The sequence below is a fragment of the Nocardioides alpinus genome, from assembly GCF_900112035.1.
GTDB classification, from domain to species: domain Bacteria; phylum Actinomycetota; class Actinomycetes; order Propionibacteriales; family Nocardioidaceae; genus Nocardioides; species Nocardioides alpinus.
The window spans coordinates 57,777-83,549 of sequence record NZ_FOKC01000014.1 but is presented as its reverse complement, the minus strand read 5'-3'; the positions used below and the strand labels follow the sequence as shown (position 1 = coordinate 83,549).

General features: G+C 71.2%; 27 protein-coding genes. 12 read left to right on the top strand and 15 right to left on the bottom strand.

Annotation, left to right across the window (positions count from 1 at the left end):
- The first annotated feature begins 90 nt into the window (after positions 1-90).
- From recA to BM127_RS19940, 8 genes are all read left to right on the top strand, one after another.
- Positions 91-1,143 (top strand): recombinase RecA, encoded by a 1,053-nt coding sequence (gene recA / locus BM127_RS19975; protein ID WP_091201568.1) that lies wholly within the window; start codon positions 91-93, stop codon positions 1,141-1,143.
- A 108-nt stretch (positions 1,144-1,251) separates the two neighbouring features.
- Complete coding sequence (locus tag BM127_RS19970) at positions 1,252-1,968, top strand: regulatory protein RecX (protein WP_198554330.1); 717 nt, start codon at positions 1,252-1,254, stop codon at positions 1,966-1,968.
- A gap of 44 nt (positions 1,969-2,012) precedes the next feature.
- The gene (locus BM127_RS19965; RefSeq protein WP_091201565.1) at positions 2,013-2,501 is read left to right on the top strand and encodes a phosphoribosyltransferase; all 489 of its coding nucleotides are present in this window, start codon (positions 2,013-2,015) and stop codon (positions 2,499-2,501) included.
- 13 nt (positions 2,502-2,514) lie between these two features.
- Positions 2,515-3,222 (top strand): GNAT family N-acetyltransferase, encoded by a 708-nt coding sequence (locus BM127_RS19960; protein ID WP_091201563.1) that lies wholly within the window; start codon positions 2,515-2,517, stop codon positions 3,220-3,222.
- 20 nt (positions 3,223-3,242) lie between these two features.
- Positions 3,243-4,094: a polyphosphate kinase 2 family protein gene (locus BM127_RS19955; protein ID WP_091201561.1), complete on the top strand. Its 852-nt coding sequence runs from the start codon at positions 3,243-3,245 to the stop codon at positions 4,092-4,094.
- Positions 4,091-4,882, top strand: a complete 792-nt coding sequence (locus BM127_RS19950) for a HipA family kinase (protein WP_091201559.1) — start codon at positions 4,091-4,093, stop codon at positions 4,880-4,882. The genes BM127_RS19955 and BM127_RS19950 overlap by 4 nt, the downstream gene beginning before the upstream one ends.
- Entirely contained in the window at positions 4,879-5,256 is a 378-nt protein-coding gene (locus BM127_RS19945; protein ID WP_091201557.1) for a DUF3037 domain-containing protein, read from the top strand. The genes BM127_RS19950 and BM127_RS19945 overlap by 4 nt, the downstream gene beginning before the upstream one ends.
- A 10-nt stretch (positions 5,257-5,266) precedes the next feature.
- Entirely contained in the window at positions 5,267-5,959 is a 693-nt protein-coding gene (locus BM127_RS19940; RefSeq protein WP_091201555.1) for a DNA alkylation repair protein, read from the top strand.
- A gap of 23 nt (positions 5,960-5,982) precedes the next feature.
- Here the strand turns inward: BM127_RS19940 and BM127_RS19935 are convergent, their stop codons facing one another.
- The 4 genes from BM127_RS19935 to BM127_RS19920 form a co-directional block, all read right to left on the bottom strand.
- Positions 5,983-6,726, bottom strand: a complete 744-nt coding sequence (locus BM127_RS19935) for a sirohydrochlorin chelatase (RefSeq protein ID WP_091201553.1) — start codon at positions 6,724-6,726, stop codon at positions 5,983-5,985.
- 196 nt (positions 6,727-6,922) lie between these two features.
- A complete protein-coding gene (locus tag BM127_RS19930; RefSeq protein WP_091201552.1) occupies positions 6,923-7,666 on the bottom strand; it encodes a phosphoadenylyl-sulfate reductase in 744 nt (247 codons plus the stop codon).
- Positions 7,663-7,827: an Insertion element protein gene (locus BM127_RS19925; RefSeq protein WP_091201550.1), complete on the bottom strand. Its 165-nt coding sequence runs from the start codon at positions 7,825-7,827 to the stop codon at positions 7,663-7,665. The genes BM127_RS19930 and BM127_RS19925 overlap by 4 nt, the downstream gene beginning before the upstream one ends.
- A complete protein-coding gene (locus tag BM127_RS19920) occupies positions 7,824-9,536 on the bottom strand; it encodes a nitrite/sulfite reductase (protein WP_091201548.1) in 1,713 nt (570 codons plus the stop codon). Before BM127_RS19920 ends, BM127_RS19925 begins: the two co-directional genes overlap by 4 nt.
- 357 nt (positions 9,537-9,893) lie before the next feature.
- Between BM127_RS19920 and BM127_RS19915 the strand changes: the two genes are divergently transcribed.
- Positions 9,894-11,330: a glycine hydroxymethyltransferase gene (locus tag BM127_RS19915; RefSeq protein ID WP_091201546.1), complete on the top strand. Its 1,437-nt coding sequence runs from the start codon at positions 9,894-9,896 to the stop codon at positions 11,328-11,330.
- Between the two features lie 21 nt (positions 11,331-11,351).
- Here BM127_RS19915 and BM127_RS19910 read toward each other — a convergent pair whose 3' ends face one another.
- The 3 genes from BM127_RS19910 to BM127_RS19900 form a co-directional block, all read right to left on the bottom strand.
- Positions 11,352-12,011, bottom strand: a complete 660-nt coding sequence (locus tag BM127_RS19910; RefSeq protein ID WP_091201543.1) for a hypothetical protein — start codon at positions 12,009-12,011, stop codon at positions 11,352-11,354.
- A gap of 62 nt (positions 12,012-12,073) precedes the next feature.
- A complete protein-coding gene (locus BM127_RS19905; protein WP_091201541.1) occupies positions 12,074-12,763 on the bottom strand; it encodes a response regulator in 690 nt (229 codons plus the stop codon).
- A complete protein-coding gene (locus BM127_RS19900) occupies positions 12,760-14,364 on the bottom strand; it encodes a sensor histidine kinase (RefSeq protein WP_091201539.1) in 1,605 nt (534 codons plus the stop codon). Before BM127_RS19900 ends, BM127_RS19905 begins: the two co-directional genes overlap by 4 nt.
- 135 nt (positions 14,365-14,499) lie before the next feature.
- On the opposite strand from BM127_RS19900, the gene BM127_RS19895 reads away from it, so the two are divergent.
- Positions 14,500-15,867 carry a cation:dicarboxylate symporter family transporter gene (locus BM127_RS19895; protein ID WP_091201656.1) on the top strand — a complete coding sequence of 456 codons (1,368 nt, stop codon included), beginning with the start codon at positions 14,500-14,502 and terminating at the stop codon, positions 15,865-15,867.
- A gap of 85 nt (positions 15,868-15,952) precedes the next feature.
- Here BM127_RS19895 and BM127_RS19890 read toward each other — a convergent pair whose 3' ends face one another.
- The gene (locus BM127_RS19890; RefSeq protein WP_091201537.1) at positions 15,953-16,831 is read right to left on the bottom strand and encodes a DUF559 domain-containing protein; all 879 of its coding nucleotides are present in this window, start codon (positions 16,829-16,831) and stop codon (positions 15,953-15,955) included.
- A gap of 167 nt (positions 16,832-16,998) precedes the next feature.
- Positions 16,999-18,186: a glycogen synthase gene (gene glgA / locus BM127_RS19885; RefSeq protein ID WP_091201535.1), complete on the bottom strand. Its 1,188-nt coding sequence runs from the start codon at positions 18,184-18,186 to the stop codon at positions 16,999-17,001.
- 79 nt (positions 18,187-18,265) lie between these two features.
- Between glgA and glgC the strand changes: the two genes are divergently transcribed.
- Entirely contained in the window at positions 18,266-19,513 is a 1,248-nt protein-coding gene (gene glgC, locus BM127_RS19880) for a glucose-1-phosphate adenylyltransferase (RefSeq protein ID WP_372476607.1), read from the top strand.
- Here glgC and BM127_RS19875 read toward each other — a convergent pair.
- From BM127_RS19875 to BM127_RS19860, 4 genes are read right to left on the bottom strand one after another with little or no spacing between them, the layout of a single operon-like run.
- Positions 19,510-20,736: an RNA polymerase sigma factor gene (locus BM127_RS19875; RefSeq protein WP_091201531.1), complete on the bottom strand. Its 1,227-nt coding sequence runs from the start codon at positions 20,734-20,736 to the stop codon at positions 19,510-19,512. The two genes, glgC and BM127_RS19875, sit on opposite strands and share 4 nt — an antisense overlap.
- A 23-nt stretch (positions 20,737-20,759) precedes the next feature.
- The gene (locus BM127_RS19870) at positions 20,760-21,116 is read right to left on the bottom strand and encodes a YciI family protein (RefSeq protein ID WP_091201529.1); all 357 of its coding nucleotides are present in this window, start codon (positions 21,114-21,116) and stop codon (positions 20,760-20,762) included.
- Positions 21,113-21,472, bottom strand: a complete 360-nt coding sequence (locus BM127_RS19865; protein ID WP_091201654.1) for a YciI family protein — start codon at positions 21,470-21,472, stop codon at positions 21,113-21,115. The genes BM127_RS19870 and BM127_RS19865 overlap by 4 nt, the downstream gene beginning before the upstream one ends.
- 11 nt (positions 21,473-21,483) lie before the next feature.
- On the bottom strand, positions 21,484-21,834 hold the full coding sequence (locus tag BM127_RS19860) for a YciI family protein (protein ID WP_091201526.1): 351 nt from the start codon (positions 21,832-21,834) through the stop codon (positions 21,484-21,486).
- 133 nt (positions 21,835-21,967) lie between these two features.
- Between BM127_RS19860 and pgm the strand changes: the two genes are divergently transcribed.
- Positions 21,968-23,611 (top strand): phosphoglucomutase (alpha-D-glucose-1,6-bisphosphate-dependent), encoded by a 1,644-nt coding sequence (pgm, locus tag BM127_RS19855; RefSeq protein ID WP_091201524.1) that lies wholly within the window; start codon positions 21,968-21,970, stop codon positions 23,609-23,611.
- On the opposite strand, the gene BM127_RS19850 is transcribed toward pgm, so the two are convergent.
- Together BM127_RS19850 and BM127_RS19845 are read right to left on the bottom strand one after the other, a co-directional pair.
- Positions 23,592-23,939, bottom strand: coding sequence for a hypothetical protein (locus BM127_RS19850; RefSeq protein ID WP_139227817.1), 348 nt, complete (start codon positions 23,937-23,939; stop codon positions 23,592-23,594). The two genes, pgm and BM127_RS19850, sit on opposite strands and share 20 nt — an antisense overlap.
- A gap of 137 nt (positions 23,940-24,076) precedes the next feature.
- Positions 24,077-25,747, bottom strand: coding sequence for an acyl-CoA dehydrogenase family protein (locus BM127_RS19845; protein ID WP_175507462.1), 1,671 nt, complete (start codon positions 25,745-25,747; stop codon positions 24,077-24,079).
- Positions 25,748-25,773: the final 26 nt, after the last annotated feature.

The following is a 25,773-nucleotide window of genomic DNA, read 5'->3' as shown; positions in this document are numbered from 1 at the left end:
GCAGGTGAGGGTCCTGATCAGGGACTGTCGGTGGCTCGCCCTAGCGTCGCAGACGTACCTACACACACGACGAGAGAACGGGACACAGCCATGGCTGGTGCAGACCGCGAGAAGGCCCTCGATGCCGCGCTCGCACAGGTGGAGAAGCAGTTCGGCAAGGGCTCGGTCATGCGACTGGGCGACGAGGCACGTGCCCCGCTCGAGGTGATCCCCACGGGGTCGATCGCCCTCGACGTGGCCCTCGGCCTCGGCGGCCTCCCGCGAGGTCGGGTCGTGGAGATCTACGGCCCGGAGTCCTCCGGAAAGACGACGGTCGCCCTCCACGCGGTGGCCAGCGCGCAGGCCATGGGCGGCATCGTCGCCTTCATCGACGCCGAGCACGCGCTCGACCCCGACTACGCCAAGAACCTCGGCGTCGACACCGATGCCCTCTTGGTCTCCCAGCCCGACTCGGGTGAGCAGGCGCTCGAGATCGCCGACATGCTGATCCGCTCGGGTGCGCTGTCGCTGATCGTCATCGACTCGGTCGCCGCGCTCGTGCCCCGCGCCGAGATCGAGGGCGAGATGGGCGACAGCCACGTGGGCCTCCAGGCCCGGCTGATGAGCCAGGCGCTGCGCAAGATGACCGGTGCGCTCAACAACTCCAACACCACCGCGATCTTCATCAACCAGCTGCGCGAGAAGATCGGCGTGATGTTCGGTTCGCCGGAGACCACGACCGGTGGTCGGGCGCTGAAGTTCTACTCCTCGGTCCGCCTCGACGTGCGCCGCATCGAGACGCTCAAGGACGGCACCGACATGGTCGGCAACCGCACCCGCGTCAAGGTCGTCAAGAACAAGGTGGCCCCGCCCTTCAAGCAGGCCGAGTTCGACATCATGTACGGCAAGGGCATCAGCCGCGAGGGTGGCCTGATCGACGTCGGCGTCGAGGCGGGCATCATCCGCAAGGCCGGCGCCTGGTACACCTACGAGGGTGACCAGCTCGGTCAGGGCAAGGAGAACTCGCGGAACTTCCTCAAGGACAACCCCGACCTCGCCAACGAGATCGAGAAGCTGATCCTGGAGAAGCTGGGCGTCATTCCGAGCGTCGACAAGCCTGCCGACGACCTGAGTGACGAGCCCATCGGGGTCAATGACTTCTGATCCCGCAGCCGACTCCGAGGGACGAGGAGTCGGCGTGGGCGGGGTCAGGTTGAGCAAGCGATCAGCCGAGCTCGCGAGGCTGCTGCTGCGTGTCGAAACCCGATGACCATGGACAAGGAAGATCGTCCACCGCCCTCATGGGTCGGTGACGTCAGCCTCGGAGTCCAGGCGTGGGTGGGGGACACCTCACCCACGCCTGCCGAGGCGTCCCCGTCCCGCCCGAGGAAGAAGGGGCGCGGGCGTGGTCGCACCAAGACTCCCGCCGAGCGCGAGGAGTCCCGCGCGGCGTCCGCCGCGGCGCGTGCCGCGGAGGTCGAGGCAGACCCGGAGGGCGTCGGTCGCACGATCCTCCTCGACACCCTCACCGGCCAGGCGCGCACCCGCAAGGAGCTCGCCGACAAGCTCGCCAAGCGCGAGGTGCCCGACGACGTGGCGGTCGAGCTGCTCGACCGCTTCACCGAGATCGGCCTCATCGATGACAGCGCCTTCGCCCAGCAGTGGGTGGAGAGCCGGCACCGCAGCCGCGGCCTGGCGCCGCGTGCCCTGGCTCAGGAGCTGCGGCGCAAGGGCGTGGGTGACGAGGAGGCCAAGGCGGCGCTCGAGCAGATCGACGAGGACGACCAGCGCACCGCCGCTCGGGCACTGGTCGACAAGAAGATGCGCTCGATGCGGGGGCTCGACCCGCAGGTCGCCACGCGACGGCTCGCCGGACTGCTGGCCCGCAAGGGCTACGGCGCAGGGCTGGCGTTCTCGGTGGTCCGGGAGGCGCTGGCCGAGAGTGACGACCAGCACGTGACCGACGACATCGAGATGCCCGAGGACTGAGAGCCCCCTTCCACCGCGTCGACGGGCTCTGGTGGGATGACCCGGTGAGCGACGAGCGCGAGGTCCTGACCTACGACCTGTTCGGCACGGCCACGCGCGAGCTGGCCCAGGAGGTCGCCGACTCGGGCTTCGAGCCCGACATGATCCTGGCGATCGCCCGTGGCGGCCTGGCCCTCGGGATGGGACTGGGCTATGCCCTCGCGGTCAAGAACCTGTCGGTGATCAACGTCGAGTTCTACACCGGCATCGACCAGCGTCTCGAGGTCCCGATCATGTTGCCGCCGACCCCGGCCGCCGTGGACCTGTCCGGGCTCAAGGTCCTCATCGCCGACGACGTCGCCGACACGGGTCGCACCCTCGAGCTGGTCCAGGAGTTCTGCGAGGGCCACGTGGCCGAGGCCCGCACCGTCGTGGTCTACGAGAAGCCCGACTCGGTCATCAAGGCGGACTACGTGTGGCGCACCACCGACCGGTGGATCGACTTCCCGTGGTCGGTGCTTCCACCGGTGGTCCCGGGCGCGCTCGCCCACTGAGGTCGGCGCTCCGATGGACCTCGAGCGGGTGAGCGTCCGCCACGGGGAGGATGAGCTCTCCGGGGCTGTCCGGCCGGGCGAGTCCTGGCAGCAGGCCGCCCGGCGCGTCGCCGCACCCGCGGCCGGCACGGTGGTCGCGGACGACCTGTCCGGGCGGGTCAGGAGGTTCGCGGTCGACCCGGACCGCGAGGTGATCCTGCGTGCCATGACCCGCGGTGACCTGCCGGTGCTGACGCGCTGGCTGCGCGAGCAGCACGTGCGCCGGTGGTGGCACTCGGACGGCGAGCCGACCGACGAGCGGGTCCAGCGGGTCTACGGCCCCCGCGTGGACGGCACCACGCCGACCCGGATGTGGGTCGCCGAGGTCAACGGGCGGTCGGTGGGCTTCGTGCAGGACTACCGGATCCGCGACTACCCGGACTTCGCACTGCTCGCACCCGACCCCGACGCGGTGGGTCTGGACTACGCGATCGGCGAGCCCGGCTGGGTGGGGCGTGGACTCGGGACGCCGATCCTGTGGGCCTGGATGCAGCGGACGCACGAGTCGCTGCCCGACGCGACGGCGTACTTCGCTGCCCCGGACCACCGCAACCAGGCGTCGTTGCGGATCCTCGGCAAGGCCGGCTTCACCCAGGGCGTGTGGTTCGACGAGCCCAAGCGTGACGGGAGCACCGCCACGGTGATCGGCTGCACCCTCGATGTACGCCGCGTCCTGGGGTGAGCGTGGGCCATGATGTGCCCATGACCGACGAGATCACCGCCCACCTGCGGCTCCCCGGCGGACCGGTGGACCTGGCCGCGATCGAGACCGACGCCGCTCCTGGCTTCGATGGCAAGAAGGCCGACGGACAGGCCGCGCTGGCAGCGATGGCGGGTGAGCTCTCCGACCTGCAGGAGCGGCTCTGGGCCGAGCGCACGGCGGGCTCGGAGCGCCGGGTGCTCCTCGTGCTGCAGGGCATGGACACCAGCGGCAAGGGTGGCGTGCTGCGCCACACCATCGGTCTGGTGGACCCCCAGGGAGTGCGGATCACCAGCTTCAAGGCGCCCACCGACGAGGAGCGCGCACACGACTTCCTGTGGCGCATCGAGAAGGGGCTCCCGTCCGCGGGCTACGTCGGTGTCTTCGACCGCTCCCACTACGAGGACGTCCTGATCGCGCGGGTGCGCGAGCTCGCCGACCGCCCCGAGATCGAGCGCCGCTACGGCGCGATCAACGACTTCGAGGCTCGCCTCGCGGACGAGGGGTTCTCGATCATCAAGTGCATGCTGCACATCAGCGCCGACGAGCAGAAGGTCCGCCTGGCCGAGCGGCTGGCCAACCCCGAGAAGCACTGGAAGTACAACCCGGGCGACCTCGACGAGCGCGCGCACTGGCCGGCCTACCGCGATGCCTACGAGACCGCCCTCGAGCACACGAACACCGACGTCGCGCCCTGGCACGTCGTGCCGGCCGACAAGAAGTGGTTCCGCAACCTCGCGGTGGGCCAGCTCCTGCTGGAGACCCTGCGCGGCCTCGACCTCCAGTGGCCGAAGGCCGACTTCGACGTCGCCGCCGAGACTGCCCGGCTCGACGAGGAGGCCCCGGTCCAGTGAACGGGACCGGCCTCCCCGTCGTCACCGTCACGCGCTACGTCACGCCGTTGCGGGAGGGCGGCAGCCTGCCCGGCGTCGTCGAGGGAGACGACCTCGGGACCTACGTCTGCAAGTTCCGCGGCGCCGGACAAGGAGCCAAGGTCCTCGTGGCCGAGGTCATCGTCAGCCGCCTCGCCACCCGTCTCGGCCTGCGCACACCGCGACTCGTCGTGCTCGACCTCGATCCCCAGCTCGCGCGCTACGAGGCCGACGAGGAGGTGCAGGACCTGCTCAACGCCAGTGTCGGACCCAACCTCGGCATCGACTTCCTCCCCGGCTCGTTCGGCGTCGACGGCCAGGTGTCCGCGGCGGACGACGAGGGCGCGCGGGTGCTCTGGCTCGACGCGTTCACCGCCAACGTCGACCGTTCGTGGCGCAACCCCAACCTGCTGCTCTGGCACGGCGACCTCTGGGTGATCGACCATGGCGCCTCGCTCTACTTCCACCACGGGTGGCGTGGCGGTGTCACGGCACCGGAGAAGTTCGCCCAGCAGCCGTGGGACGTCACCGGCCACGTCTTCGAGACCTGCGCGGCCCGGGCGCGAGAGCTCGACGAGGAGATCTCCGCGTCGCTCGACCGCGATGCGCTGGTCGAGGTGGTCGCGGAGGTGCCGGAGGTCTGGCTCGAGCCGGTGCCCGGGGCCGACGGTGCCGGCGAGCTGGGGGCCGAGGCGCTGCGAGCGGCGTACGTCGACTTCCTCTCCGCCCGTCTGCGCACGCGTCAGTGGTTGCCGGACGGTGCGCGATGAGGCTCGCCTACCAGTACGTCGTGCTCCGGTGCGTGCCGCGACCGGACCGCGAGGAGTTCCTCAACGTCGGCGTGGTCCTGCACTGCCAGTCCGCCGACTTCCTCGACGCGGTCTGGAGCGTGGACGCCGACCGGCTCAAGGCGCTGGCCCCCCAGGTCGACATCGACCAGGTCTGCGAGGCGCTCGCCTTCGTCGACCGCGTGTGCCGCGGCGACGAGCGCGCCGGCGAGGCTGCCCGACAGAGCCTCGGGCAGCGGTTCGGCTTCCTCAAGGCGCCGCGCAGCACAGTCCTGCAGCCGGGACCGGTGCACGGCGGCGTCACCGACGACCCGGCGCGACAGCTCGAGCACCTGCGCGAGCGACTCGTCGGGTGAACGGTCCACGGTGACCTACGTCGGCGCTGTCCGCGCCGCCCTGGCCGAGCGCGGCGACGCCGTACGAGCGGCGCAGCAGCAGGCCTACATGAAGTCCGAGCTGCCCTACGTCGGGCTGACCGCTCCGGAGCTGCGGGCGATGCTGAAGCCCCTGCTGGTCGAGCACCGCTTCATCGACCGCGCATCGTGGGAGGCGGCGGTGCTGGAGCTGTGGGAGGACGTCACGCACCGCGAGGAGTGGTACGCCGCCGTCGCGCTGCTGCGGCACCGCGCCTACGCCGCGTGGCTCGACCCCGACCTGCTGCCGCTGCTCGGGACGCTCGTGCGGACCGGTGCGTGGTGGGACGTGGTCGACGAGATCGCCTCGCACCTCGTCGGGCAGGTGCTGCTCGACCACCGCCGCGTCGTCACACCGGTCATGGACGGGTGGTCCGTCGACGTGGACAGCCTCTGGATCCGGCGTACGGCGGTGCTGTCGCAGCTGCGCCACCGCGAGGAGACCGACACCGACCTCCTGCAGCGGGCGCTGGTCGCCAACCTCGACGACACGGCGTACGGCAAGGAGTTCTTCGTCCGCAAGGCGCTCGGGTGGTCGTTGCGCGAGCACGCGAAGACGGACGCGGCGTGGGTCCGGGCGTTCGTCTCGACCTACGCCGACCGACTGAGCGGGCTCTCACGCCGTGAGGCGCTCAAGCACCTCTAGGTTTCGACGCGTCACTGCTCGTCTCACACCGGGACGAGCTCGACCGCGCCCACGGCGTAGCGGGCGAGGATCGCGCGGGCCACGGCCGGGTGCGCGCCCAGGGGGTCGGAGACCGCGACGGCACCGGCCTCGATCGCGAGCTCGCCCGCGCGGTCGGGCAACCGGCCCGGTGCGAGGAAGAACGACGCGACCGCGATGTGGCGCTTTCCCTCACCGCGGAAGGCGCGCACGGCCTCGCCGGTGGCCGGCGGGGCGGCCGACGCGAAGGCAGCGGTGACGGGCAGCCGGTGGCGGGCACCCCAGGTGCGGGCGATCCGGGCGACGGCCTGGTTGGCGAGCGGGTCCGAGGATCCAGCGGCGGCGAGGACGAGCGCGTCGAGCTCGCGCACCCGGGCGTCCTTGAGCGCCTCACGCAGGCGGACGTCGAGCACCTCGAGGAAGGCGGCCTCCATGCCGAGGATCTTGCTGGCCTGGATCTTGAGGCCCTCGTGGCGCGCCATCGCAGCGGCGATGACCTCGGGGACGTCGACCTTGGCGTGGTAGGCCTCGGTGAGCAGGAGGGGCACGACGACGATCTCGTCGAAGCCGGCCTTGACCAGGCGGTCGACGACCGTGTCGAAGGACGGCTTGGCGAGGTCGAGGAACGCCGTCTCGACCCGGAGGTCGGGGCGCATGGCCTTGACCTCGGCGACGAGCGACTTGATCGTCGCGGCCGAGCGCGGGTCCCGGCTTCCGTGGGCGAGTGCAACCAGAGCAGGTGCAGCCATCAGGGGTGCCTCCGATCGTGCGTAGTGGTGCTGTCGTGCTGGGTGGGTGCGACGACGCTGTCGCTTGTGCTGAGGAGGTCGCGCAGCGACCGTCTCGAAGTGCTGGTCTGGATCAAGGTCGACTCTCGGAGAGTCGGGGTCCCCGCGGCGTTGTTCGGGGGAGCGCAGCGGAGGAGGAGAACGTCGTGGGGTGACTTCATGCGTGGATGCCGCACTCGGTCTTCGTGGTGCCGGCCCAGCGCCCGCTGCGCGGGTCGTCACCGGGGGCGACGCGGCGGGTGCAGGGGAAGCAGCCGATGCTGGGATAGCCGTCGTGCACGAGCGGGTTGACCAGCACGCCGTTGTCGGCGATGTAGCGCTCGACCTGCTCGTCGCTCCAGCGGGCGAGCGGCGAGACCTTGACCTTGCCCTTGCGGGCGTCCCAGCCGATGACGGGCGCGATGACGCGGTTGTGGGTCTCGGCACGGCGCAGTCCGGTGGCCCAGGCGTCGTACTCGGCGAGCGTGTCGGCCAGCGGCTTGACCTTGCGCAGCGCGCAGCAGAGGTCGGGGTCGGTCTTGTAGAGGTCCTTGCCGTACTCCGCGTCCTGCTCGGCCACGGTCTGCGCGGGCGTGATCGTGCGCAGGTTCACCGGCAGGGTCGCGGCGACCGCGTCGCGGGTGCCGATCGTCTCGATGAAGTGGTAGCCGGTGTCGAGGAACACCACGTCGATGTCGGGCGCGACCTTGGCCGCCAGGTGGGCCAGTACGGCGTCGCCCATCGACGAGGTGATCGCGAACCGGTCGCCGAAGGTGGCGACGGCCCACTCGATGATGACCTCGGCGGGAGCGAGCTCGAGCTCGGCGCCGACGTGGGAGACCAGCTCGCGCAGCTCCTCCGGTGTGCGGCCCTCGGTGTGGGTGCCCTTGAAGTTCCGCGCGGCGCGGGTGGAGAGGCTCATGCCGAACCCCCTCGCGACGCGGGGTGCGGGATCATCCCGGTCATCTTGACGGTGAAGGCGCGCAGGCACGAGCGGCACTCCCAGGCTCCTGCACCCTCCTGGGGGAAGAGGTTCTCGTCCCCGCAGTAGGGGCAGTGGAAGGGCTGCGCGCGCTCGCTCATGAGGAGACCGGCTCCCCGCGCAGGAGGGTCTCGTCCGCACGGGTGACCCATGTGGCGAACCGCTCGCCCTCGGTGCGGTCGGAGAGGTACGCCGAGACGACGGCGGTGACGTAGTCGTCGAGGCCGGCGCTGGTGACCTTGTGGGCGCGCAGCTTGCGGCCCATCACCGGGTTGAGGCCGAGCGCACCGCCGAGGTGGACCTGGAAGCCCTCGACCTGCTGGCCGTCGGCATCCATCACGAGCTGGCCCTTGAGGCCGATGTCCGCGACCTGGGTGCGGGCGCAGGCGTTGGGGCAGCCGTTGACGTTGACGGAGATCTGGGTGTCGAGGTCGGGGAAGCGCTTCTCCAGCTCGGTCACCAGGAGTCGCGCGCGCTCCTTGGTGTCGACGATGGCGAGCTTGCAGAACTCGATGCCGGTGCAGGCCATCGTCGAGCGACGCCAGTTGCTCGGCCGCGCGGTGAGGCCGATCTTCTCCAGGTCGTCGGCGAAGGCGGCGGTGTCCTCGGCGGCGACGCCGATCACCACGAGCTTCTGGTAGGCCGTGAGCCGCGCACCGCGGGCGCCGTAGGTCTCGACGAGGTCGCCGAGCGCGGACAGGGTCGAGCCGTCGATGCGGCCGACGACCGGTGCGGCGCCGACGTAGAACTTGCCGTCCTTCTGCTCGTGGATGCCGATGTGGTCGCCGGCGGTGACCGGTGCCTCGGGGGAGGGGTTGTCGACGAGCGCGCGGTGGAGGTACTCGTTCTCCAGCACCTCGCGGAACTTCTCCTTGCCCCAGTCGGCCAGCAGGAACTTCAGCCGGGCCTTGGACCGCAGCCGGCGGTAGCCGTAGTCGCGGAAGATGCCGGCAACGCCCTCCCAGGCGTCGGCCACCTCGTCGAGCGGGATCCACACACCGAGCTTGTGGGCGAGCATCGGGTTGGTGGACAGGCCGCCGCCGACCCACAGGTCGAAGCCGGGGCCGTGCTCGGGGTGGACGGTGCCCACGAACGAGACGTCGTTGACCTCGGGGGCCACGTCGTGGCTGGGGTGACCGGTGAGCGCCGTCTTGAACTTGCGCGGCAGGTTGGAGAAGTCGGGGTTGCCCAGGATCCGCCGCTTGATCTCCTCGAGCGCCGACGAGCCGTCGATGATCTCGTCCTTGGCGATGCCGGCGACGGGGGACCCGAGGAAGGGCCGCGGGCTGTCACCGCACGCCTCGAGCGTGGTGAGGCCGACCGCCTCGAGCTGCTCCCAGATCGCCGGGACGCTCTCGATCTCGACCCAGTGGTACTGGATGTTGTTGCGGTCGGTGATGTCCGCGGTGTTGCGGGCGTACGCCGTGGACACCTCGCCGAGCGCGCGCAGGGCCGGGCCGTCGAGGATCGCGCCGTCGGTGCGCACCCGCATCATGAAGAAGCGGTCGTCGAGCTCCTCCTCCTCGAGCTGGGCGGTCTTGCCGCCGTCGAACCCCGGGGCGCGCTGCGTGTAGAGGCCCATCCAGCGGAAGCGGCCACGCAGGTCCGCGGGGTCGATCGAGTCGAAGCCGCGACGCGAGTAGGTGTGGAGGATGCGGTCCCGCACGTTGAGCGGGTCGTCGTCCTTCTTGGACTGCTCGTTCTTGTTGAGCGGCTCGGTGTAGCCGAGCGCCCACTGACCCTCGGCGCGCTTCGGGCGCGGGATCTCGGTGTTCTGGGCTGCCTGGGGCTTGAACCGGAGGTCGGGCATGATCAGGAAGTTCCTGTTCGCTGAGGAGTGCCGCGCGCGACGTTGAGCGCGGAGAAGGAGTTCTGGGGCGGCGATTCAGCGATGCCAACAGGTCGCGCTGCCCACGCGCATGAGGTCGACGTGACGTCGGACCACGAGGTGCGTGTGGGTGGAAGCGGTGACCATGTCAAGAAGTCTCAGGGAGTGGACACCACTTCCACAAGACGAAATCTCGACAGGCGAGATGGGGCGCCACGATGTGAGACAGGGTCGAGTTGGATGCGCTGGTCCGAGGGCCCCGGTGCGGCCCAGGTCACACCGTCCACGCCGGGCCGACCTCGCGCCGGAGCCACCGGGCCGGGCCCTAGGCTGTCGGTCATGGACGACTCCCTCATCAGCAGCGCGTACTCGCAGGCCCTCGAGGTCATCGCCTCGGTCGAGCCGCGGATCGCCGCGGCCACCCGCCAGGAGCTCACCGACCAGCGCGGCTCGCTCAAGCTGATCGCGTCGGAGAACTACGCCTCGCCCGCCGTGCTGCTGACGATGGGCACGTGGTTCAGCGACAAGTACGCCGAGGGCACGGTGGGCCACCGCTTCTACGCCGGCTGCCAGAACGTCGACACCGTCGAGAGCCTGGCTGCCGAGCACGCGCGCGAGCTCTTCGGTGCGCCGTACGCCTATGTCCAGCCGCACTCCGGCATCGACGCCAACCTCGTCGCGTTCTGGTCGATCCTGGCCAACCGCGTGGAGACGCCCTATCTGGCGAAGATGCAGGCCAAGAACGTCAACGAGCTGACCGAGGCCGACTGGGAGACGCTGCGGCACGAATTCGGCAACCAGCGCCTGCTCGGCATGTCGCTCGACGCCGGCGGCCACCTCACGCACGGCTTCCGCCCCAACATCAGCGGCAAGATGTTCCACCAGCAGCAGTACGGGACCGACCCGGGTACCGGGCTTCTCGACTACGACGCCGTGGCCGCGAAGGCGCGCGAGTTCAAGCCGCTGGTGCTCGTCGCGGGCTACTCCGCCTACCCCCGCCGGGTGAACTTCGCCAAGATGCGCGAGATCGCCGACGAGGTGGGCGCCGTGCTGATGGTCGACATGGCGCACTTCGCCGGCCTGGTCGCGGGCAAGGTCTTCACCGGCGAGGAGGACCCCGTCCCCTTCGCCCACATCACGACCACCACGACCCACAAGTCGCTGCGCGGTCCGCGCGGGGGCATGGTGCTGGCCCAGGAGGAGTTCGCGGCCGACGTCGACCGCGGCTGCCCGATGGTGCTCGGCGGTCCGCTGTCGCACGTGATGGCCGCCAAGGCCGTCGCGTTCGCTGAGGCTCGCCAGCCGTCCTTCCAGACCTATGCGCAGAAGGTCGCGGACAACGCCAAGTCGCTGGCCGAGGGTTTCCTGACCCGCGGGGCCAACCTCGTCACGGGTGGCACCGACAACCACATCGTCCTGCTCGACGTGTCGTCCTACGGCCTCACCGGTCGCCAGGCCGAGTCCGCGCTGCTCGACGCCGGCGTCGTCACCAACCGCAACTCGGTCCCGGCCGACCCCAACGGCGCCTGGTACACCTCCGGCGTCCGGCTCGGCACCCCCGCGCTCACCACGCGCGGCTTCGGGCACGACGAGTTCGACAAGGTCGCGGAGCTGATCGTCGACGTGCTCGAGCACACGGAGGCCGGCACGACCAAGGCCGGCGGCCCCAGCAAGGCGTCGTACGTCCTGGGCGACGGAGTCGCTGACCGCGTCACGTCGCAGTCGGCGGAGATGCTCGACAAGCACCCGCTCTACCCCGGTCTCGTCCTCAGCTGAGTCGAGCCGGGTCGAGCCGGTTCACCCGCCGGGCGTGGGGAACCGCACGTGGGCGGGGTCGATGTTGACCTGCCAGCTCCGGTAGCCCAGCCAGATCCAGGTGGTGAAGTGCGCCGCCCCGACGACGAAGGCACCGACGGCCGTCGGAGCGCCCCCCTGCGGCCAGAGCACGAACGCGGTGACACCGGCGGCGACGAGCGTGTTGACCACGACGATGAACATCGCCGAGCTCGCCAGCACCTGGCTCGCGCTGCGCCGCCTCACGCCCATGTCATAGGTCTGCCCGATGCCTGCCTCGTCGTCGTGCAGGCCGGTGATGAAGTACGGCGCGAGGCTGGGGTCGAGGTCGATGTACGCCGCCCGCAACCGGTTCATCCCCTTGATGAACATGTAGTCCTCCTGGCTCGCGTTGTGGACGCGGAACGACGTGAGCGTCCCCGCGACCAGCAGAGTCAGCCCCAGGAGGATCGCGAGCAGCCGGAACGTGGAGGAGTACGACATCGCCTGGCCGGCCAGGGCGAGGAAGAGCAGCGAGGCAGAGGTGAACATCAGCTGCGACGTGATCCGCCCCATCACCTCGCTCCAGGTCTGGCTGCGCACCGCCAGGAGCCCCCAGTGCTCGGTGGCGAGGATCTGCGCCTTGACGGCGGGCGGGACCGGTTCGGGGTGCGGCTGGCTCATGGCGCCTCCTCAGCGCAGCGCGGTGATCCACGGTAGACCCGCGGAGCCGCCGGCGGGAGCCCTCAGGTGCCGCCGACCCAGACGTAGCCGACCTCGGGACGCCCGGCGCCGCCGTAGCGCGGGGACCGGGTGACGCGCCCCTCGTCGGCGAGGTGCTCGAGGTAGCGCCGCGCGGTGACGCGGGAGACGCCCACGGCCGCACCTGCCTCCGCGGCCGAGAGCCCATCGGGCTGCGCGCGCAGTGCCTCGACCACCGCGCGCAGCGAGTCGAGCCCCATGCCCTTGGGCAGCGTGTCGCCGGTCGGCCTGGCTCGCAGGGCACCGAAGAGCTGGTCGACGTCGTCCTGCACGACGTCGCCCGGGGCGCGCTCGAGGCGGGAGCGGAACTCGGCGTACTGCTCGAGCTTGCCGCGGAACGTCGCGAAGGTGAACGGCTTGAGGAGGTAGAGCACGACCCCCTGTGACACCGCTCGCCGCACCACCTCGGTGTCGCGGGCCGACGTCACGGCGATCACGTCGACCTGCCGTCCCTCGGCGCGCAGCCGCTGCAGCAGGCCGAGACCGTGACCGTCCGGCAGGTGCATGTCGAGCAGGATCAGATCGACGCCGGCGTCGGCGTTGAGCAGCCGCACCGCATCGCCGGCCGACCGCGCGACCCCCGCGAGCTCGAAGCCTGCCAGCCTGCCGACGTACGTCGCGTGCGCGTCCGCGGCGACCTCCTCGTCCTCGACCACGAGGACCCGGACGTTCACGCCTCACCGCCGCGCACGCCGGCCCGGCGTCGTACGCCGACCGCGAAGCGCGCTCCGCCGAGCGGGGAGTCGGTGACGTCGAGCGTGCCGCCGTGCTGGGACACGACCTGGGTGACGATCGCCAGGCCGAGCCCTCGCCCTTCCTGGGCCTTGCTCGACCAGCCGCGCTCGAGGACGTGCTGCCGGTCCTCGACGGCGATGCCGGGACCGGAGTCCTCGACCGCGATGCGGAGGTCGTCGGTGTCGCCGGCGAGCTCGATCCGGACCCGCTGAGGGGTGCGGACCCGGGTCAGCGCGACGGCGTCGAAGGCGTTGTCGACGAGGTTGCCGACGAGGGCGACGAGGTCGCGGGGCTCGATCGGCAGCTCGGACGGGAGGGCGCCGAGGATCTCCAGGTCGATGCCACGCTCCGCGGCCTGCGCGGTCTTGCCGAGCAGGAGCGCTGCGAGCACCGGCTCGTCGACGGCCGACACGAGCTCGTCGGCCAGCCCCTGGGCGACCTCGAGCTCGGCGGTCGCGAACGCCACGGCCTGGTCGGTGCGGCCCATCTCCACCAGCGACACGATGGTGTGCAGCCGGTTGGCGGCCTCGTGGTTCTGCGCGCGCAGCGACTCGGTGAGCCCGCGCACGAGGTCGAGCTCGCCGGTCACGGCCTGCAGCTCGGTCCGGTCGCGGACCGTGACCACCGCGCCCACCTCGGCCTCGCGCCAGTAGGCCGGCGCCGAGCTGAAGACCAGCACCTGCTGGCCCAGGACGTAGGTCTCGTCGGCCAGTGCCGTACGACGCTCGACGGCCGCCACCAGCCCCGGCGGCAGGCCGAGGTCGTCGAGCGAGCGACCCTCGACGTCGTCGGGCAGCGCGAGGAGCCGCACGGCCTCCTCGTTGACGAGCTGGACCCGCAGGTCGTCGTCGACCAGGAGCAGTCCCTCGCGCACGGCGCCCAGGACGGCCCGGTAGTACTCGTACATCCGGGTGATCTCGCGCTCGCCGAGGCCGTGGGTCTGGCGACGCAGGCGGCGGGCGATCAGCCATGCGCCCAGCAGCCCGGCCGCGAGGGTCGCGCCGGCCGCGAGGGCGATGCCGGGCAGGTCGCGCAGGAGCTGGCGGTCCAGCCGGTCGACGGTGATGCCGACCGCCACCAGGGCGACGACCTCGTCGGCGTCCACGACGGGCACGACGGCGCGCACCGACGGCCCCAGCGTGCCGACGTACTCCTGGGTGAACACCTGCCCCTCGGGTGCGGCACCGACGCCGCCGACGAACCGGCCGCCGATCTGGGAGGTGTCGGGGTGCGTCCAGCGGATCCGGTCGGTGTCCATCACGACCACGAAGTCGGTGCCGGTGTCGATGCGGACCTCCTCGGCGAAGGGCTGCAACGAGGCGGTGGGGTCGTCGGACTGGGCAGCCTCGCGCACGAAGGGGGAGTCGGCGACCGAGCGCGCGACGGCCGTCGCCCGGTCGCTGGCTGACTCACGCGAGTCGCGGCGGGCGTCGAGCGAGGCGAGCGCGACGGCGGTGACCACCAGGACCACGACGACGCCGACCTGCAGCAGCAGGATCTGGCGGGCCACCGGGCTCTCGCCCTCGGCGCGACGCGTCATGGGCCGCATTGTGCCCCACCGCGGAGGGGGGTTGTGACGGCGAACACAACGTACGAAACGGTGACCGCGGTCACAGGTGTCACCACGATGGCGGACGAGGCCGGCGCACGCCGGGCCCGAGACCAGGAGGACCAGATGAGCACCACCCCCCAGGTGACGCCGCCGGAGACCCGGCGCGATCGCACCCACTACCTCTACATCGCGGTCATCGCGGCGGTGGCGCTCGGCATCGTCGTCGGCTTCGTGGCACCCGAGTTCGCGACCGGCCTCAAGCCCATCGGCGAGGGCTTCGTGGCGCTCATCAAGATGATGATCCAGCCCATCATCTTCTGCACGATCGTCCTCGGCGTCGGCTCGGTCCGCAGCGCCGCGAGCGTCGGCAAGGTCGGCGGACTGGCCCTGGCCTACTTCCTCACCATGTCGACCGTCGCCCTCGCGATCGGCCTCGTGGTCGGCAACCTCCTCGACCCCGGCGAGGGTCTCAACATCACCGACGAGGTGGCGAGCGCCGGCCAGGGCAAGGTCGAGGACAGCGGCACGACCACCGACTTCCTCCTGCACATCATCCCCGACTCGCTGCTCTCGTCCCTGACCTCGGGCGAGGTGCTCCAGACCCTGCTCGTCGCGCTCCTGGTCGGATTCGCGCTGCAGGCGATGGGTCGCTCGGGGGAGCCGATCCTGACGGCCATCGGCCACATCCAGCGGCTCGTGTTCCGGATCCTCGCGATGATCATGTGGGTCGCCCCGATCGGCGCGTTCGGCGCCATCGCCGCGGTCGTCGGTGAGACCGGCGTCGACGCCCTCAAGGCGCTGGCCACGATCATGATCGCCTTCTACATCACCTGCGCGGTGTTCGTCTTCGGCATCCTCGGCGTGGTCCTCAAGGTCGCCAGCGGGGTGAACATCTTCAGCCTGCTGAAGTACCTCGGCCGCGAGTTCCTGCTGATCGTGTCGACGTCGTCGTCCGAGACCGCGCTGCCGCGCCTGATCGCCAAGATGAACCACGCGGGCGTGGACAAGACGACCTCCGGCATCGTCGTCCCCACGGGGTACTCGTTCAACCTCGACGGCACCGCGATCTACCTGACGATGGCCTCGATCTTCATCGCCGACGCGATGAACATGCCGCTCTCGATCGGCGAGCAGATCTCGCTCCTGGTGTTCATGGTCATCGCCTCCAAGGGTGCGGCGGGCGTCACCGGCGCCGGCCTGGCGACCCTGGCGGGTGGCCTCTCCTCGCACCGCCCCGAGCTCCTCGACGGGGTCGGCCTGATCGTCGGCATCGACCGTTTCATGTCCGAGGCCCGCGCCGTGACCAACTTCGCCGGCAACTCGGTGGCCACGATCCTCGTCGGCCACTGGACGCACACGCTCGACCACGACCAGCTCGACCGCGTGCTGTCCGGCGACGACCCGTTCGACGAGACCACGATGGTCGACGACGACCACGGCTACACCCCGGCTCCGGTCGAGGCCGGAGACCCGGTGTCCGCCGGTCGCTGACCATCCGACGACGCGCCCCGGACCCGCCCGGTCCGGGGCGCGTCGTCGTACGGACCCAACGAGCCCGAGGTCGCCGCCTTCGCGCCTACGTCCGCGCCGACCCGGCCCGTTGGGTCCGTTCGACGACGAGAGTGAGGACCTGTCGCACCCAGTCCTGGTCGTGCATGACGTCCTCCCACGCGAAGCGCAGCACGGTCCAGCCGTCGGCGACGAGCAGGTCATAGCGACGGGCGTCGCGCCTGAGTGCCGCCCGGTCTCCGTGCCACTCGAACGAGTCGGCCTCGAGCACGATCCGCAGCCCTCGGTCAGCCAGGTCGCAGCGCACGTCCAGCCCCAGGTCGCCACGGACCTGGACCTGCGGCTCGACGTCCAGGCCGGGGACGGCGGCCGCGATGGCACGGAGCACCGACTCGAACGGGTTGGCCGCCCGCCCGTCGGCCATCGCCGCCACCCGCCGCAGTCGCGCCGATCCGGGGCCCCTGGCCGACTCGGCGATGTGCAGCAGCTCCTGACGTGGGAAGCCTTCCCTCAGCGCAGAGTCCGCGACCGACAGCGCCTCGTCGAACGGGAGCCGACGTCCGCACATCTCGAGCGTGGTGGAGGCGTCGGTCGCCAGTCCCTCGACCTGCTCGTGCGACAGGTCGGCCCAGACGAGCTCCATGGACGAGCGGACCGCAGGAGGGATCCGACGGTCCTTCGGCACGACGATCTGTGGCAGCGCGGGCACGAGCTTGACCTTCCAGCCGTGGCTGAGCGCGGCCGAGACGAGGCACACGTGTCCGGTGACCCTGAGGGCGAGCTCGGTCCCCTCGTGGACGCCGGGTACGGCGTACCGGCCGCGGTTCACGCGCACCAACGCACCCGACGACACAGCGTCCTCGAACTCACGGCGGGAGGTGGCGTTGATCAGCATGCGACGCGTGGCCACGCCTCCGAGGACGGGCATGATGGCTGAGATCTCCATGACGCCAGCCTGACGTCAGTGACCGGGGTCTGCTCGCCCTCTCCACAGGCCGTCGTACGGACCGAACGCCGGTCGTACGCCGAGGCCAAGCGGGCCGGGCCGTCGCGCACGCACGGTCGGTCCGTACGACGACGCCCGCCACGGTGAGCAGGTCAGGTCAGGTCAGGTCAGGTCAGCGAGCGGTAGAGCTCCAGCGTCCGTCCGGCGATCGCGTCCCAGCTGAACGACTCCTCGGCCCGCCGGCGCCCGGCGATGCCGTAGGTCCGTGCGCGCTCGGGGTCGCTGACCGCGTCGGTGAGGGCGGCGCCGAGGTCGGCGACGTACTTCTCCGGGTCGAGGGGAGTGCCGGTGCCGTCGGTGGCCTGGTCGATCGGGACGAGCCATCCGGTCTCGCCGTGCACCACGACCTCCGGGATCCCGCCGGTGGCGGTGGCGACGACGGCGGTCTCGCAGGCCATCGCCTCGAGGTTGACGATGCCGAGCGGCTCGTAGATCGACGGGCAGGCGAAGACGGTGGCGGCGGTCAGCAGCGCGACGACGTCGGGCCGCGGCAGCATCTCGGCGATCCACACCACGCCGGACCGGGTGGCGGCGAGCTGCTCGACGAGGCCACGCACCTCGGCCTCGATCTCCGGGGTGTCCGGTGCGCCGGCGCACAGCACGAGCTGGACGTCGGGGGGCAGTGCGGCAGCCGCGCGGAGGAACAGCGGCAGGCCCTTCTGGCGGGTGATCCGGCCGACGAAGATCACGCTCGGGCGGTCAGGGTCGACGCCGAGCTCGCGGACGCGGTCGGGATTCGGCATCGGGGACCACTGCGAGGTGTCGATGCCGTTGTGCACCACGTGCACGCGAGCAGGATCGACCGCCGGATAGCTGCGCAGCACGTCGTCGCGCATCGCCGCGCTCACCGCGACGATCCCCGCGGCACCCTCGTACGCGGTCCGCTCGACCCAGCTCGACAGGGCGTAGCCGCCGCCGAGCTGCTCGGCCTTCCACGGCCGCATCGGCTCGAGGGAGTGGGCGCTGACGACGTGGGGGATGCCGTGCATCAGGCCGGCGAGGTGACCGGCCATGTTGGCGTACCAGGTGTGCGAGTGCACGAGGTCGGCACCGGCGCAGTCGTCGACCATGGCGAGGTCGACGCCCAGGGTGCGGATCGCACCGTTGGCGGCGGCGAGCGTCTCCGGCTCGGCGTACGCCGTGGTGCCGGGCTCCGAGCGCGGCGCGCCGAAGCAGCGCACCCGTGCGTCCATGTCGGGCAGCACGCGCAGCGCGCGGACCAGCTCGGCGACGTGGACACCTGCGCCGCCGTAGACCTCGGGTGGGTACTCCTTGCTGAGGACGTCGATGCGCATGTGCCGAACCTAGTCGCAAAACGCGCCACCGAGGGAGGTCGACCGCGCCCCTCCGGACGGCTAGTTTCGTCGCATGGCCATCACGCCCCCGCGCAAGAAGGTTCTCGCCGTCGTCCTGGCAGGCGGTGAGGGCAAGCGCCTGATGCCGCTCACCGCCGACCGCGCCAAACCGGCAGTCCCGTTCGGCGGGATCTACCGGCTGATCGACTTCGCGCTGTCCAACGTCGTGAACTCCGGCTACCTCAAGGTCGTCGTGCTGACGCAGTACAAGTCGCACAGCCTCGACCGGCACGTCACGACGACCTGGCGGATGTCGAACCTGCTGGGCAACTACGTCACCCCGGTGCCGGCCCAGCAGCGCGTGGGCAAGCGGTGGTACCTCGGCAGCGCGGACGCGATCTTCCAGTCGCTCAACCTGCTCACCGACGAGCGACCCGACATCGTCGTGGTCGTCGGCGCCGACCACGTCTACCGGATGGACTTCTCGCAGATGGTCGCCGACCACGTGGAGTCCGGCGCCGGCTGCACGGTCGCGGCGATCCGCCAGCCGATCAGCCTCGCCGACCAGTTCGGCGTGATCGACGTCGACCCGACCAACCCGCAGCAGATCCGGGCGTTCCTCGAGAAGCCGACCGACCCCGTGGGCTTGCCCGACTCGCCCGACGAGGTCCTCGCGAGCATGGGCAACTACGTCTTCACCGCCGACGCGCTGGTCGACGCCGTCACGCGCGACGCGGACCGCGACCAGTCCAAGCACGACATGGGTGGCGACATCGTGCCCTGGTTCGTCGACAAGGCGGAGTCCGCGGTCTACGACTACAAGGACAACGAGGTCCCCGGCTCGACCGACCGCGACCGCGGCTACTGGCGCGACGTCGGGACCATGCGGTCCTACTACGACGCGCACAAGGACCTCGTCTCGCCGCTGCCGGTCTTCAACCTCTACAACAACGCATGGCCCATCTACACCAGCTACGGCCCGCACCCGCCGGCCAAGCTGGTCGAGGGCGCCAGCGGGGCCGGCGTCTCGACCTTCAACTCGATCCTGTCGCCCGGCGTGGTCGTCACCGGCGGCACCGTCAACCAGTCGGTCCTGTCGCCGGCGGTGTGGGTCAAGGACGGTGCCGAGGTGTCCGACTCCGTGCTCATGGACGGGGTGCAGATCGGCGAGGGCGCGGTGGTGCGCAACGCGATCCTCGACAAGGGCGTCATCGTCCCGCCGGGCGCGCGCATCGGCGTCGACCACGACGAGGACCGCGCCCGCGGCTTCGTCGTGGACGAGGGGCTCACCGTGCTGGCCAAGCAGCAGAAGGTGCCGACCGACTAGAGCTCGGCCCGTCTCTCCTCGAGGAACGCGCGCTCGACGTCGTTGCGGCATGCGGCGATCGCCTGGTCGTACGCCGCCCGCGCCGCGTCCACGTCCCCCGAGCGGGACAGCAGCTCGGCGCGGACAGCAGCCGGACGGTGGCTGTCGGGGATCTCCAGACCTTCGAGGGCGTCGAGGCCGGCGGCCGCACCGCGGTCCTCGGCGACGGCGACGGCCCGCGCGAGCCGGGCGGACGGTGACGGTGCCACCTGCAGCAACAGGTCGTACAGCCCGACGATGCGGTCCCAGCGGGTGTCGGCGGCGCTCGGTGCGGTGGCGTGCTCGGCCGCGATCCGGGCCTGCAGGACGTACGACGCGGTGAGCGGGGTGATCGGGCCGGCGAGGCAGGGTGCGGCCAGCAGCCGGGTGGACTCGGCGACCTCGTCGTGGTGCCAGCGGGAGCGGTCCTGGTCGGCCAGGAGCACCAGGCGTCCGTCGTGCTCGCGGGCGTCACGCCGCGAGTGCTGGAGCAGCATCAGCGCCAGCAGCGCGACGAGCGCCGGCTCGTCCGGCCGCAGCCCCAGCACGACGCGCACCAGCCGGATCGCCTCGCCGGACGCCGCTGCGCGCAGCAGGTCCGGACCGGTGCCGGGGGAGTAGCCCGCGGTGAAGGCGAGGTAGGCGGTCTGCGCGACCACGTCGATGCGGTCGGGGAGCACCGACGCGTCGGGCACGGCGAACGGGATCCCGGCACCCACGATCCGCTTCTTGGCGCGGGTGATCCGCGCCGCCATGGTCGGCTCGGGGACCAGGAAGAGGCGCGCGATGTCGGCGGTCGGGACACCGAGGACGAGCCGCAGGCTGAGCGCGCTGGCCGACTCCGGCGCCAGCGCCGGGTGGGCGCACATCAGCACCAGGCGCAGGACGTCGTCCTCGACGAGGCTGCCGGTGTCGGCCATGGTGCGCGCGCCCTCCTGGTGGCGTACGACGTCGGTGCGGACGAGCGGCAGCTTGCGGCGCGCCACCTCCTCGGTGCGCAGCCGGTCGAGCACGCGGCGCCGCGCGGCGGTCATCAGCCACGCGGCCGGGTTGTCGGGTGCGCCGTCGACGGGCCAGGTGCGGCTGGCGGACTCGACGGCGTCACCCAGCGCATCCTCGACCAGGTCGAGGCGCCGGAACTGCGACAGGAGCAGGGCCACGAGGCGACCCCACTCCTCCCGCACGACCTCTTCGAGACCCTGCACGCGGTCCTCCCCGCCCGATGGGCTCAGAGCGTCACGTCGACGGTCGGGTGGATCTGGATGTCGTAGGGCGGCAGGAGCTGCAGCAGCTCGACGACGACGTCGAGGTCGGGCGCCTCCATCAGGTAGAACCCGCCCATCCCCTCGATCACCTCGGCGTAGGGGCCGTCGGTCAGCTCGACGTGCCCCGACGTCCGGCGCATGACCGTCGCGTCGCGCGGACCGCTCAGGGCCTCGCCGGCGAGCAGCTCGACGCCGTCGTGCTCGGTGCATGCCCGGTCGAAGTCGCCGAACTTCGCCATCGAGGCGCCCTGCTCGTCCTCCGTCTGCTCGGTCCACGGCTTCTCCGCCCCGTCGCCGATGAGCAGCACGAGGTACTTCATGACGCACGCTCCTCGGCGGCCACGCAGCGGCGGACCTCGACTGCGTCGCCGGTGGCCGCCAGGACCAGGCAGCACTCCATCAGGTCGTCGACGTCGTCGGTCTCCACGAGGTAGAACCCGCCCACCTGCTCGCGGGTCTCGGCCCACGGGCCCTCGGTGATCGTGGTGGCGTCGGGCGCGATGGTGCGGGCCTCGGAGGCCCGGTGCAGCTCGGCCCCGCCGGTGATCCGGTGCCCGCGCTCGACCAGCTGCGCGGTGAACTTCTCGTGGGTGGCATAGCCGGCGACGCGCTCCTCCTCGGGCAGGTCCCACCAGCGTTCGGCGTCCCCCATCAGCAGTACGACGTACTCGGTCATCGGGGTCTCCTTCACTCCGCCATCCGGCGGAACTCGATGTGCTCGCCCCGCGCCGCGAAGCGCTGGCAGGCGGCCCTCAGGTCGTCCTCGTCGTCGCTCTCGACGAGGTAGAAGCCGACGACCTGCTCGGTCGTCTCGGAGAACGGACCGTCCGTCACGAGGGCCGCGCCGTCGTCGCCCGGGCGCATCGACGTGGCCCGGTCGGACGCCTCGAGCGGTCCGCCGGTCACGAGGGTGTGGCCACCTGCGGCCAGCTCCTGGTGGAACCGGACGTGCGAGGCGTGGCCCTTCTCGTGCTCCTCGGGTGGCAGGTCGGCCCACTCCGCCTCGGGTGCGGGCAGCAGGATCAGGTAGCGGCTCATGGGTCTGGTTCTCCTCCTGGAGGTTCGAGGCCGCCGGTTGCGACCTCACCACTGTGACGGATCAGCACGACACGGATCGACAACGACGTGCCCCTTTCTCGACGCGGGCGCCCCCACCCACCAAGATGGAGCCATGGCCACCCACGAGAGAGCCGGACAGCCCGCCCGCCCCGAGGACCTGGTGGACGTCTCCCACCTCGTGACGGCCTACTTCGACCTCGAGCCCGACCCCGACGACGTGTCGCAGCAGGTCGCCTTCGGCACCAGCGGACACCGCGGCACGTCGCTCACCACCTCGTTCAACGAGATCCACATCGCGGCGACCACGCAGGCGATCTGCGACTACCGCCGCGAGCAGGGCTACGACGGTCCGCTCTTCATCGGGCGCGACACCCACGCCCTGTCCGAGCCGGCCTGGGCGACGGCGCTCGAGGTGCTGGTCGCCAACGACGTGACGGTCCTGGTCGACGACCGCGACGGCTTCACACCGACCCCCGCGGTCAGCCACGCGATCATCCGCGCCAACCAGGGACGTACGACGGGCGCGGGGCTCGCCGACGGCATCGTGGTCACGCCGTCGCACAACCCGCCCCAGGACGGCGGCTTCAAGTACAATCCGCCGCACGGAGGGCCGGCCGACTCCGACGCCACCACCGTCATCGCCGCGCGGGCCAACGAGCTGATCCGCGCCAACATCGAGGGCGTCAGGCGGGTGGCGTTCGCGAAGGCGCGCGCGGCGGTCGGCACCTACGACTTCCTCGGCCACTACGTCGACGACCTTCCGCAGGTGCTCGACCTCGACGCGATCCGCGACGCCGGTGTGCGCATCGGCGCCGACCCGCTGGGCGGCGCCAGCGTGGCCTACTGGGGCGAGATCGCCGACCGCCACCGGCTCGACCTGACGGTGGTCAACCCGCTGGCCGACCCCACCTGGCGCTTCATGACGCTCGACTGGGACGGCAAGATCCGGATGGACTGCTCGTCGCCCTATGCGATGGCGTCGCTGGTCAGCCGCAAGGACGACTACGACATCGCCACCGGCAACGACGCCGACGCCGACCGTCACGGCATCGTCACCCCCGACGCCGGCCTGATGAACCCCAACCACTTCCTCGCCGTCGCGATCGCCCACCTCTTCGGTGGCGCGAGGCCGGGCTGGCCGGAGTCGGCCCGGATCGGCAAGACGCTGGTGTCGAGCTCGATGATCGACCGGGTCGCCGCCGCGATCGGCAAGCCGCTGGTCGAGGTGCCGGTCGGCTTCAAGTGGTTCGTCCCCGGCCTGATGGACGGCTCGTTCGGCTTCGGCGGCGAGGAGTCCGCGGGTGCGTCGTTCCTCCGCCGCGACGGGTCGACCTGGACGACCGACAAGGACGGCCTCCTCCTCGCCCTCCTGGCCAGCGAGATCCTCGGCGCGACCGGCAAGACCCCCAGCGAGCACTATGCGGGGCTCGTCGCCGAGCACGGGGACCCGGCCTACGCCCGCATCGACGCGCCCGCCTCCCGCGAGGAGAAGGCCAAGCTCGGCGCGCTGTCCCCGGACGACGTGAGCGCCACGACGCTGGCGGGGGAGACGATCACCGCCAAGCTCACCGAGGCGCCCGGCAACGGGGCGAAGATCGGCGGGCTCAAGGTCACCACCGAGTCGGCCTGGTTCGCGGCGCGACCCAGTGGCACCGAGGACGTCTACAAGATCTACGCCGAGTCGTTCCGGGGCCCCGAGCACCTGGCGCAGGTGCAGGACGAGGCGCGAGAGGTCGTCAGTACGGCTTTGCGGTGAGGAAGTGGTACTCGCCGCTCTTCTGTGTCGGCACCGTGATCGGACCTGCCTCGATCGGTCCGCTGCCCGCTCCGTGCGAGCGGGCGCCGGTGTCGGTCAGGCCGTCCTCCATCTCAGCCCGGGAGAACGTCACGGCGGCCACCTGGTCGAGTCGTACGAGCGACTGACTGCCCTCGCCGTCGTCGAGGATGGCGCCCACGCCGTCGCACCCGAGGACGCGACCGGTCAGCCAGCTGTTCTGGACGAGCAGCTTCACCTCGGTGCCGGTGTCCTCGGCCCGGCGGAGCAGGGTCCCCACGCTGAACATCGTGCTGGACATCTTCGTCATGGCGACCCCCACAGGTACGAGTGACGCACCCCCCACAGGTGCCGTGACGCGAACCTATGCCCGGAGCGCGTCAGCGGATGGGCGATGAGCCGAGCGTGCGCCAGGCCTTCGGGAAAACTTGATGATCGCCAGGTGCTCTACACGAGAACCGGTGTGGACCGGTCCACGATCTCGCGCAGCGATCCGCTGGTCAGGATGCCGAACGTGCCGCCGTACGACGCCCCGAACCGGCTGCCGCAGAAGGCGTCCGCCACCTCGGGCGGCGCGAAGCGGACGAGCAGCGCCCCCTGGAGGCAGGCAGCCATCTGACCGGCCAGCCGGCGCGCCCCGGCCTCGAGGCCGGCGCTGTCGCCCAGCAGGGCCAGCGTGTCGTCGACGGCGCGGTCGAGCCGGCTGTCGGCGCCCCGCGCCGCGCCCACCTCGCTGATCCAGGCCTGCAGGACCTCGGGCTCGCGACCCAGCGCGCGCAGCACGTCGAGCGCGTTGACGTTGCCCGAGCCCTCCCAGATCGAGTTCAGCGGCGACTCGCGGAACATCAGCGGAAGCCCTGACTCCTCGACGTAGCCGTTGCCGCCGAGGCACTCGAGCGCCTCGGCCACCATCGCGGGGGTGCGCTTGCAGACCCAGAACTTCGCCAGCGGGAGCGCGATCCGGCGGAGCGCGACCTCGTGCGGGTCGCCGGGTCGGTCGACGGCCGCGGCCAGGCGCATGGCCAGGGCAGTCGCCGCCTCGGACTCGACGGCAAGGTCGGCCACGACGTTCTGCATGAGCGGCTTGTCGACGAGCCGACCGCCGAAGGCCGCGCGGTGGGCGACGTGCCAGGAGGCCTCTGCCAGCGCGTGGCGCATCAGCGCCGCCGAGCCGAGCACGCAGTCGAGACGGGTCGCGGCCACCATCTCGATGATGGTCCGGACTCCCCGGCCCTCGTCGCCGAGCCGCTGGGCGAGCGTCCCGTCCAGCTCGAGCTCGCTGGAGGCGTTGGAGCGGTTGCCGAGCTTGTCCTTGAGCCGGACCACGTCGATCCGGTTGCGGGTGCCGTCGGGCAGGACGCGCGGCACGACGAAGCACGTCAGGCCGCCGCCGGTCTGGGCAAGCACGAGGAAGAGGTCGTTCATCGGCGCGGAGGTGAACCACTTGTGGCCGTGCAGCGCGTACCAGCCGTCCTCGGCCGTCGGCACGGCCCGGGTCTGGTTGGCCCGCACGTCCGACCCGCCCTGCTTCTCCGTCATGCCCATCCCGGCCAGCGCACCGGTCTTCTGCGACCTCGCACGGACGCCCGGGTCGTAGGACCGCGCTGCCAGGAGCGGGGTCCACTCCTTCGCGATGGCGTCGTCGGCCCGCAGCGCCGGGACAGCGGCGTACGTCATCGAGATGGGGCAGCCGTGCCCGGGCTCGGTCTGCGACCACGCGAAGAAGCCGGCCGCGCGACGCAGGTGGGCGTGCGGGTCGCCTGCCTCCTGCTGCTCCCACGGCGCCGCCTGCAGGCCGTGGCCCACCGCACGCTCCATCAGCCAGTGCCACGAGGGGTGGAACTGCACCTCGTCGATCCGGTTGCCCCAGCGGTCGTACGTCGTCAGCTCGGGGTGGTGGTGGTTGGCGAGCATGCCGTGCTCGCGAGCCGCCTCGGTGCCGGCCTCGACTCCGAGCGGGGTGAGCTCCTCGACGAGCCCGGCCGACCCGTGACGGGTGACGGCCTCGGTCAGTGCGACGTCGGAGGTGACCACGTTGTGACCCACGAGGGCGGGCGCCTGGTTGACGGCGGTCCGCGGGTCGACGGGGTCGGGCAGGTCGGTCACAGGGGTGCTCACGGCCCCACCGTAGGCGTTGCCGCCGC

Bases quoted from the DNA above. Each gene is read 5' to 3' on its own strand.
- BM127_RS19900 (WP_091201539.1), bottom strand. From the start codon at position 14,364: ATGACGCGTCGCGCCGAGGGCGAGAGCCCGGTGGCCCGCCAGATCCTG.
- BM127_RS19865 (WP_091201654.1), bottom strand. From the start codon at position 21,472: ATGACCGAGTACGTCGTACTGCTGATGGGGGACGCCGAACGCTGGTGG.
- recA (WP_091201568.1), top strand. From the start codon at position 91: ATGGCTGGTGCAGACCGCGAGAAGGCCCTCGATGCCGCGCTCGCACAG.
- BM127_RS19970 (WP_198554330.1), top strand. From the start codon at position 1,252: ATGGACAAGGAAGATCGTCCACCGCCCTCATGGGTCGGTGACGTCAGC.
- glgA (WP_091201535.1), bottom strand. From the start codon at position 18,186: ATGCGCATCGACGTCCTCAGCAAGGAGTACCCACCCGAGGTCTACGGC.
- pgm (WP_091201524.1), top strand. From the start codon at position 21,968: ATGGCCACCCACGAGAGAGCCGGACAGCCCGCCCGCCCCGAGGACCTG.
- BM127_RS19860 (WP_091201526.1), bottom strand. From the start codon at position 21,834: ATGAGCCGCTACCTGATCCTGCTGCCCGCACCCGAGGCGGAGTGGGCC.
- BM127_RS19910 (WP_091201543.1), bottom strand. From the start codon at position 12,011: ATGAGCCAGCCGCACCCCGAACCGGTCCCGCCCGCCGTCAAGGCGCAG.
- BM127_RS19925 (WP_091201550.1), bottom strand. From the start codon at position 7,827: ATGAGCGAGCGCGCGCAGCCCTTCCACTGCCCCTACTGCGGGGACGAG.
- BM127_RS19915 (WP_091201546.1), top strand. From the start codon at position 9,894: ATGGACGACTCCCTCATCAGCAGCGCGTACTCGCAGGCCCTCGAGGTC.
- BM127_RS19920 (WP_091201548.1), bottom strand. From the start codon at position 9,536: ATGCCCGACCTCCGGTTCAAGCCCCAGGCAGCCCAGAACACCGAGATC.
- BM127_RS19960 (WP_091201563.1), top strand. From the start codon at position 2,515: ATGGACCTCGAGCGGGTGAGCGTCCGCCACGGGGAGGATGAGCTCTCC.
- BM127_RS19935 (WP_091201553.1), bottom strand. From the start codon at position 6,726: ATGGCTGCACCTGCTCTGGTTGCACTCGCCCACGGAAGCCGGGACCCG.
- BM127_RS19955 (WP_091201561.1), top strand. From the start codon at position 3,243: ATGACCGACGAGATCACCGCCCACCTGCGGCTCCCCGGCGGACCGGTG.
- BM127_RS19850 (WP_139227817.1), bottom strand. From the start codon at position 23,939: ATGACGAAGATGTCCAGCACGATGTTCAGCGTGGGGACCCTGCTCCGC.
- BM127_RS19945 (WP_091201557.1), top strand. From the start codon at position 4,879: ATGAGGCTCGCCTACCAGTACGTCGTGCTCCGGTGCGTGCCGCGACCG.
- BM127_RS19895 (WP_091201656.1), top strand. From the start codon at position 14,500: ATGAGCACCACCCCCCAGGTGACGCCGCCGGAGACCCGGCGCGATCGC.
- BM127_RS19890 (WP_091201537.1), bottom strand. From the start codon at position 16,831: ATGGAGATCTCAGCCATCATGCCCGTCCTCGGAGGCGTGGCCACGCGT.
- BM127_RS19930 (WP_091201552.1), bottom strand. From the start codon at position 7,666: ATGAGCCTCTCCACCCGCGCCGCGCGGAACTTCAAGGGCACCCACACC.
- BM127_RS19870 (WP_091201529.1), bottom strand. From the start codon at position 21,116: ATGAAGTACCTCGTGCTGCTCATCGGCGACGGGGCGGAGAAGCCGTGG.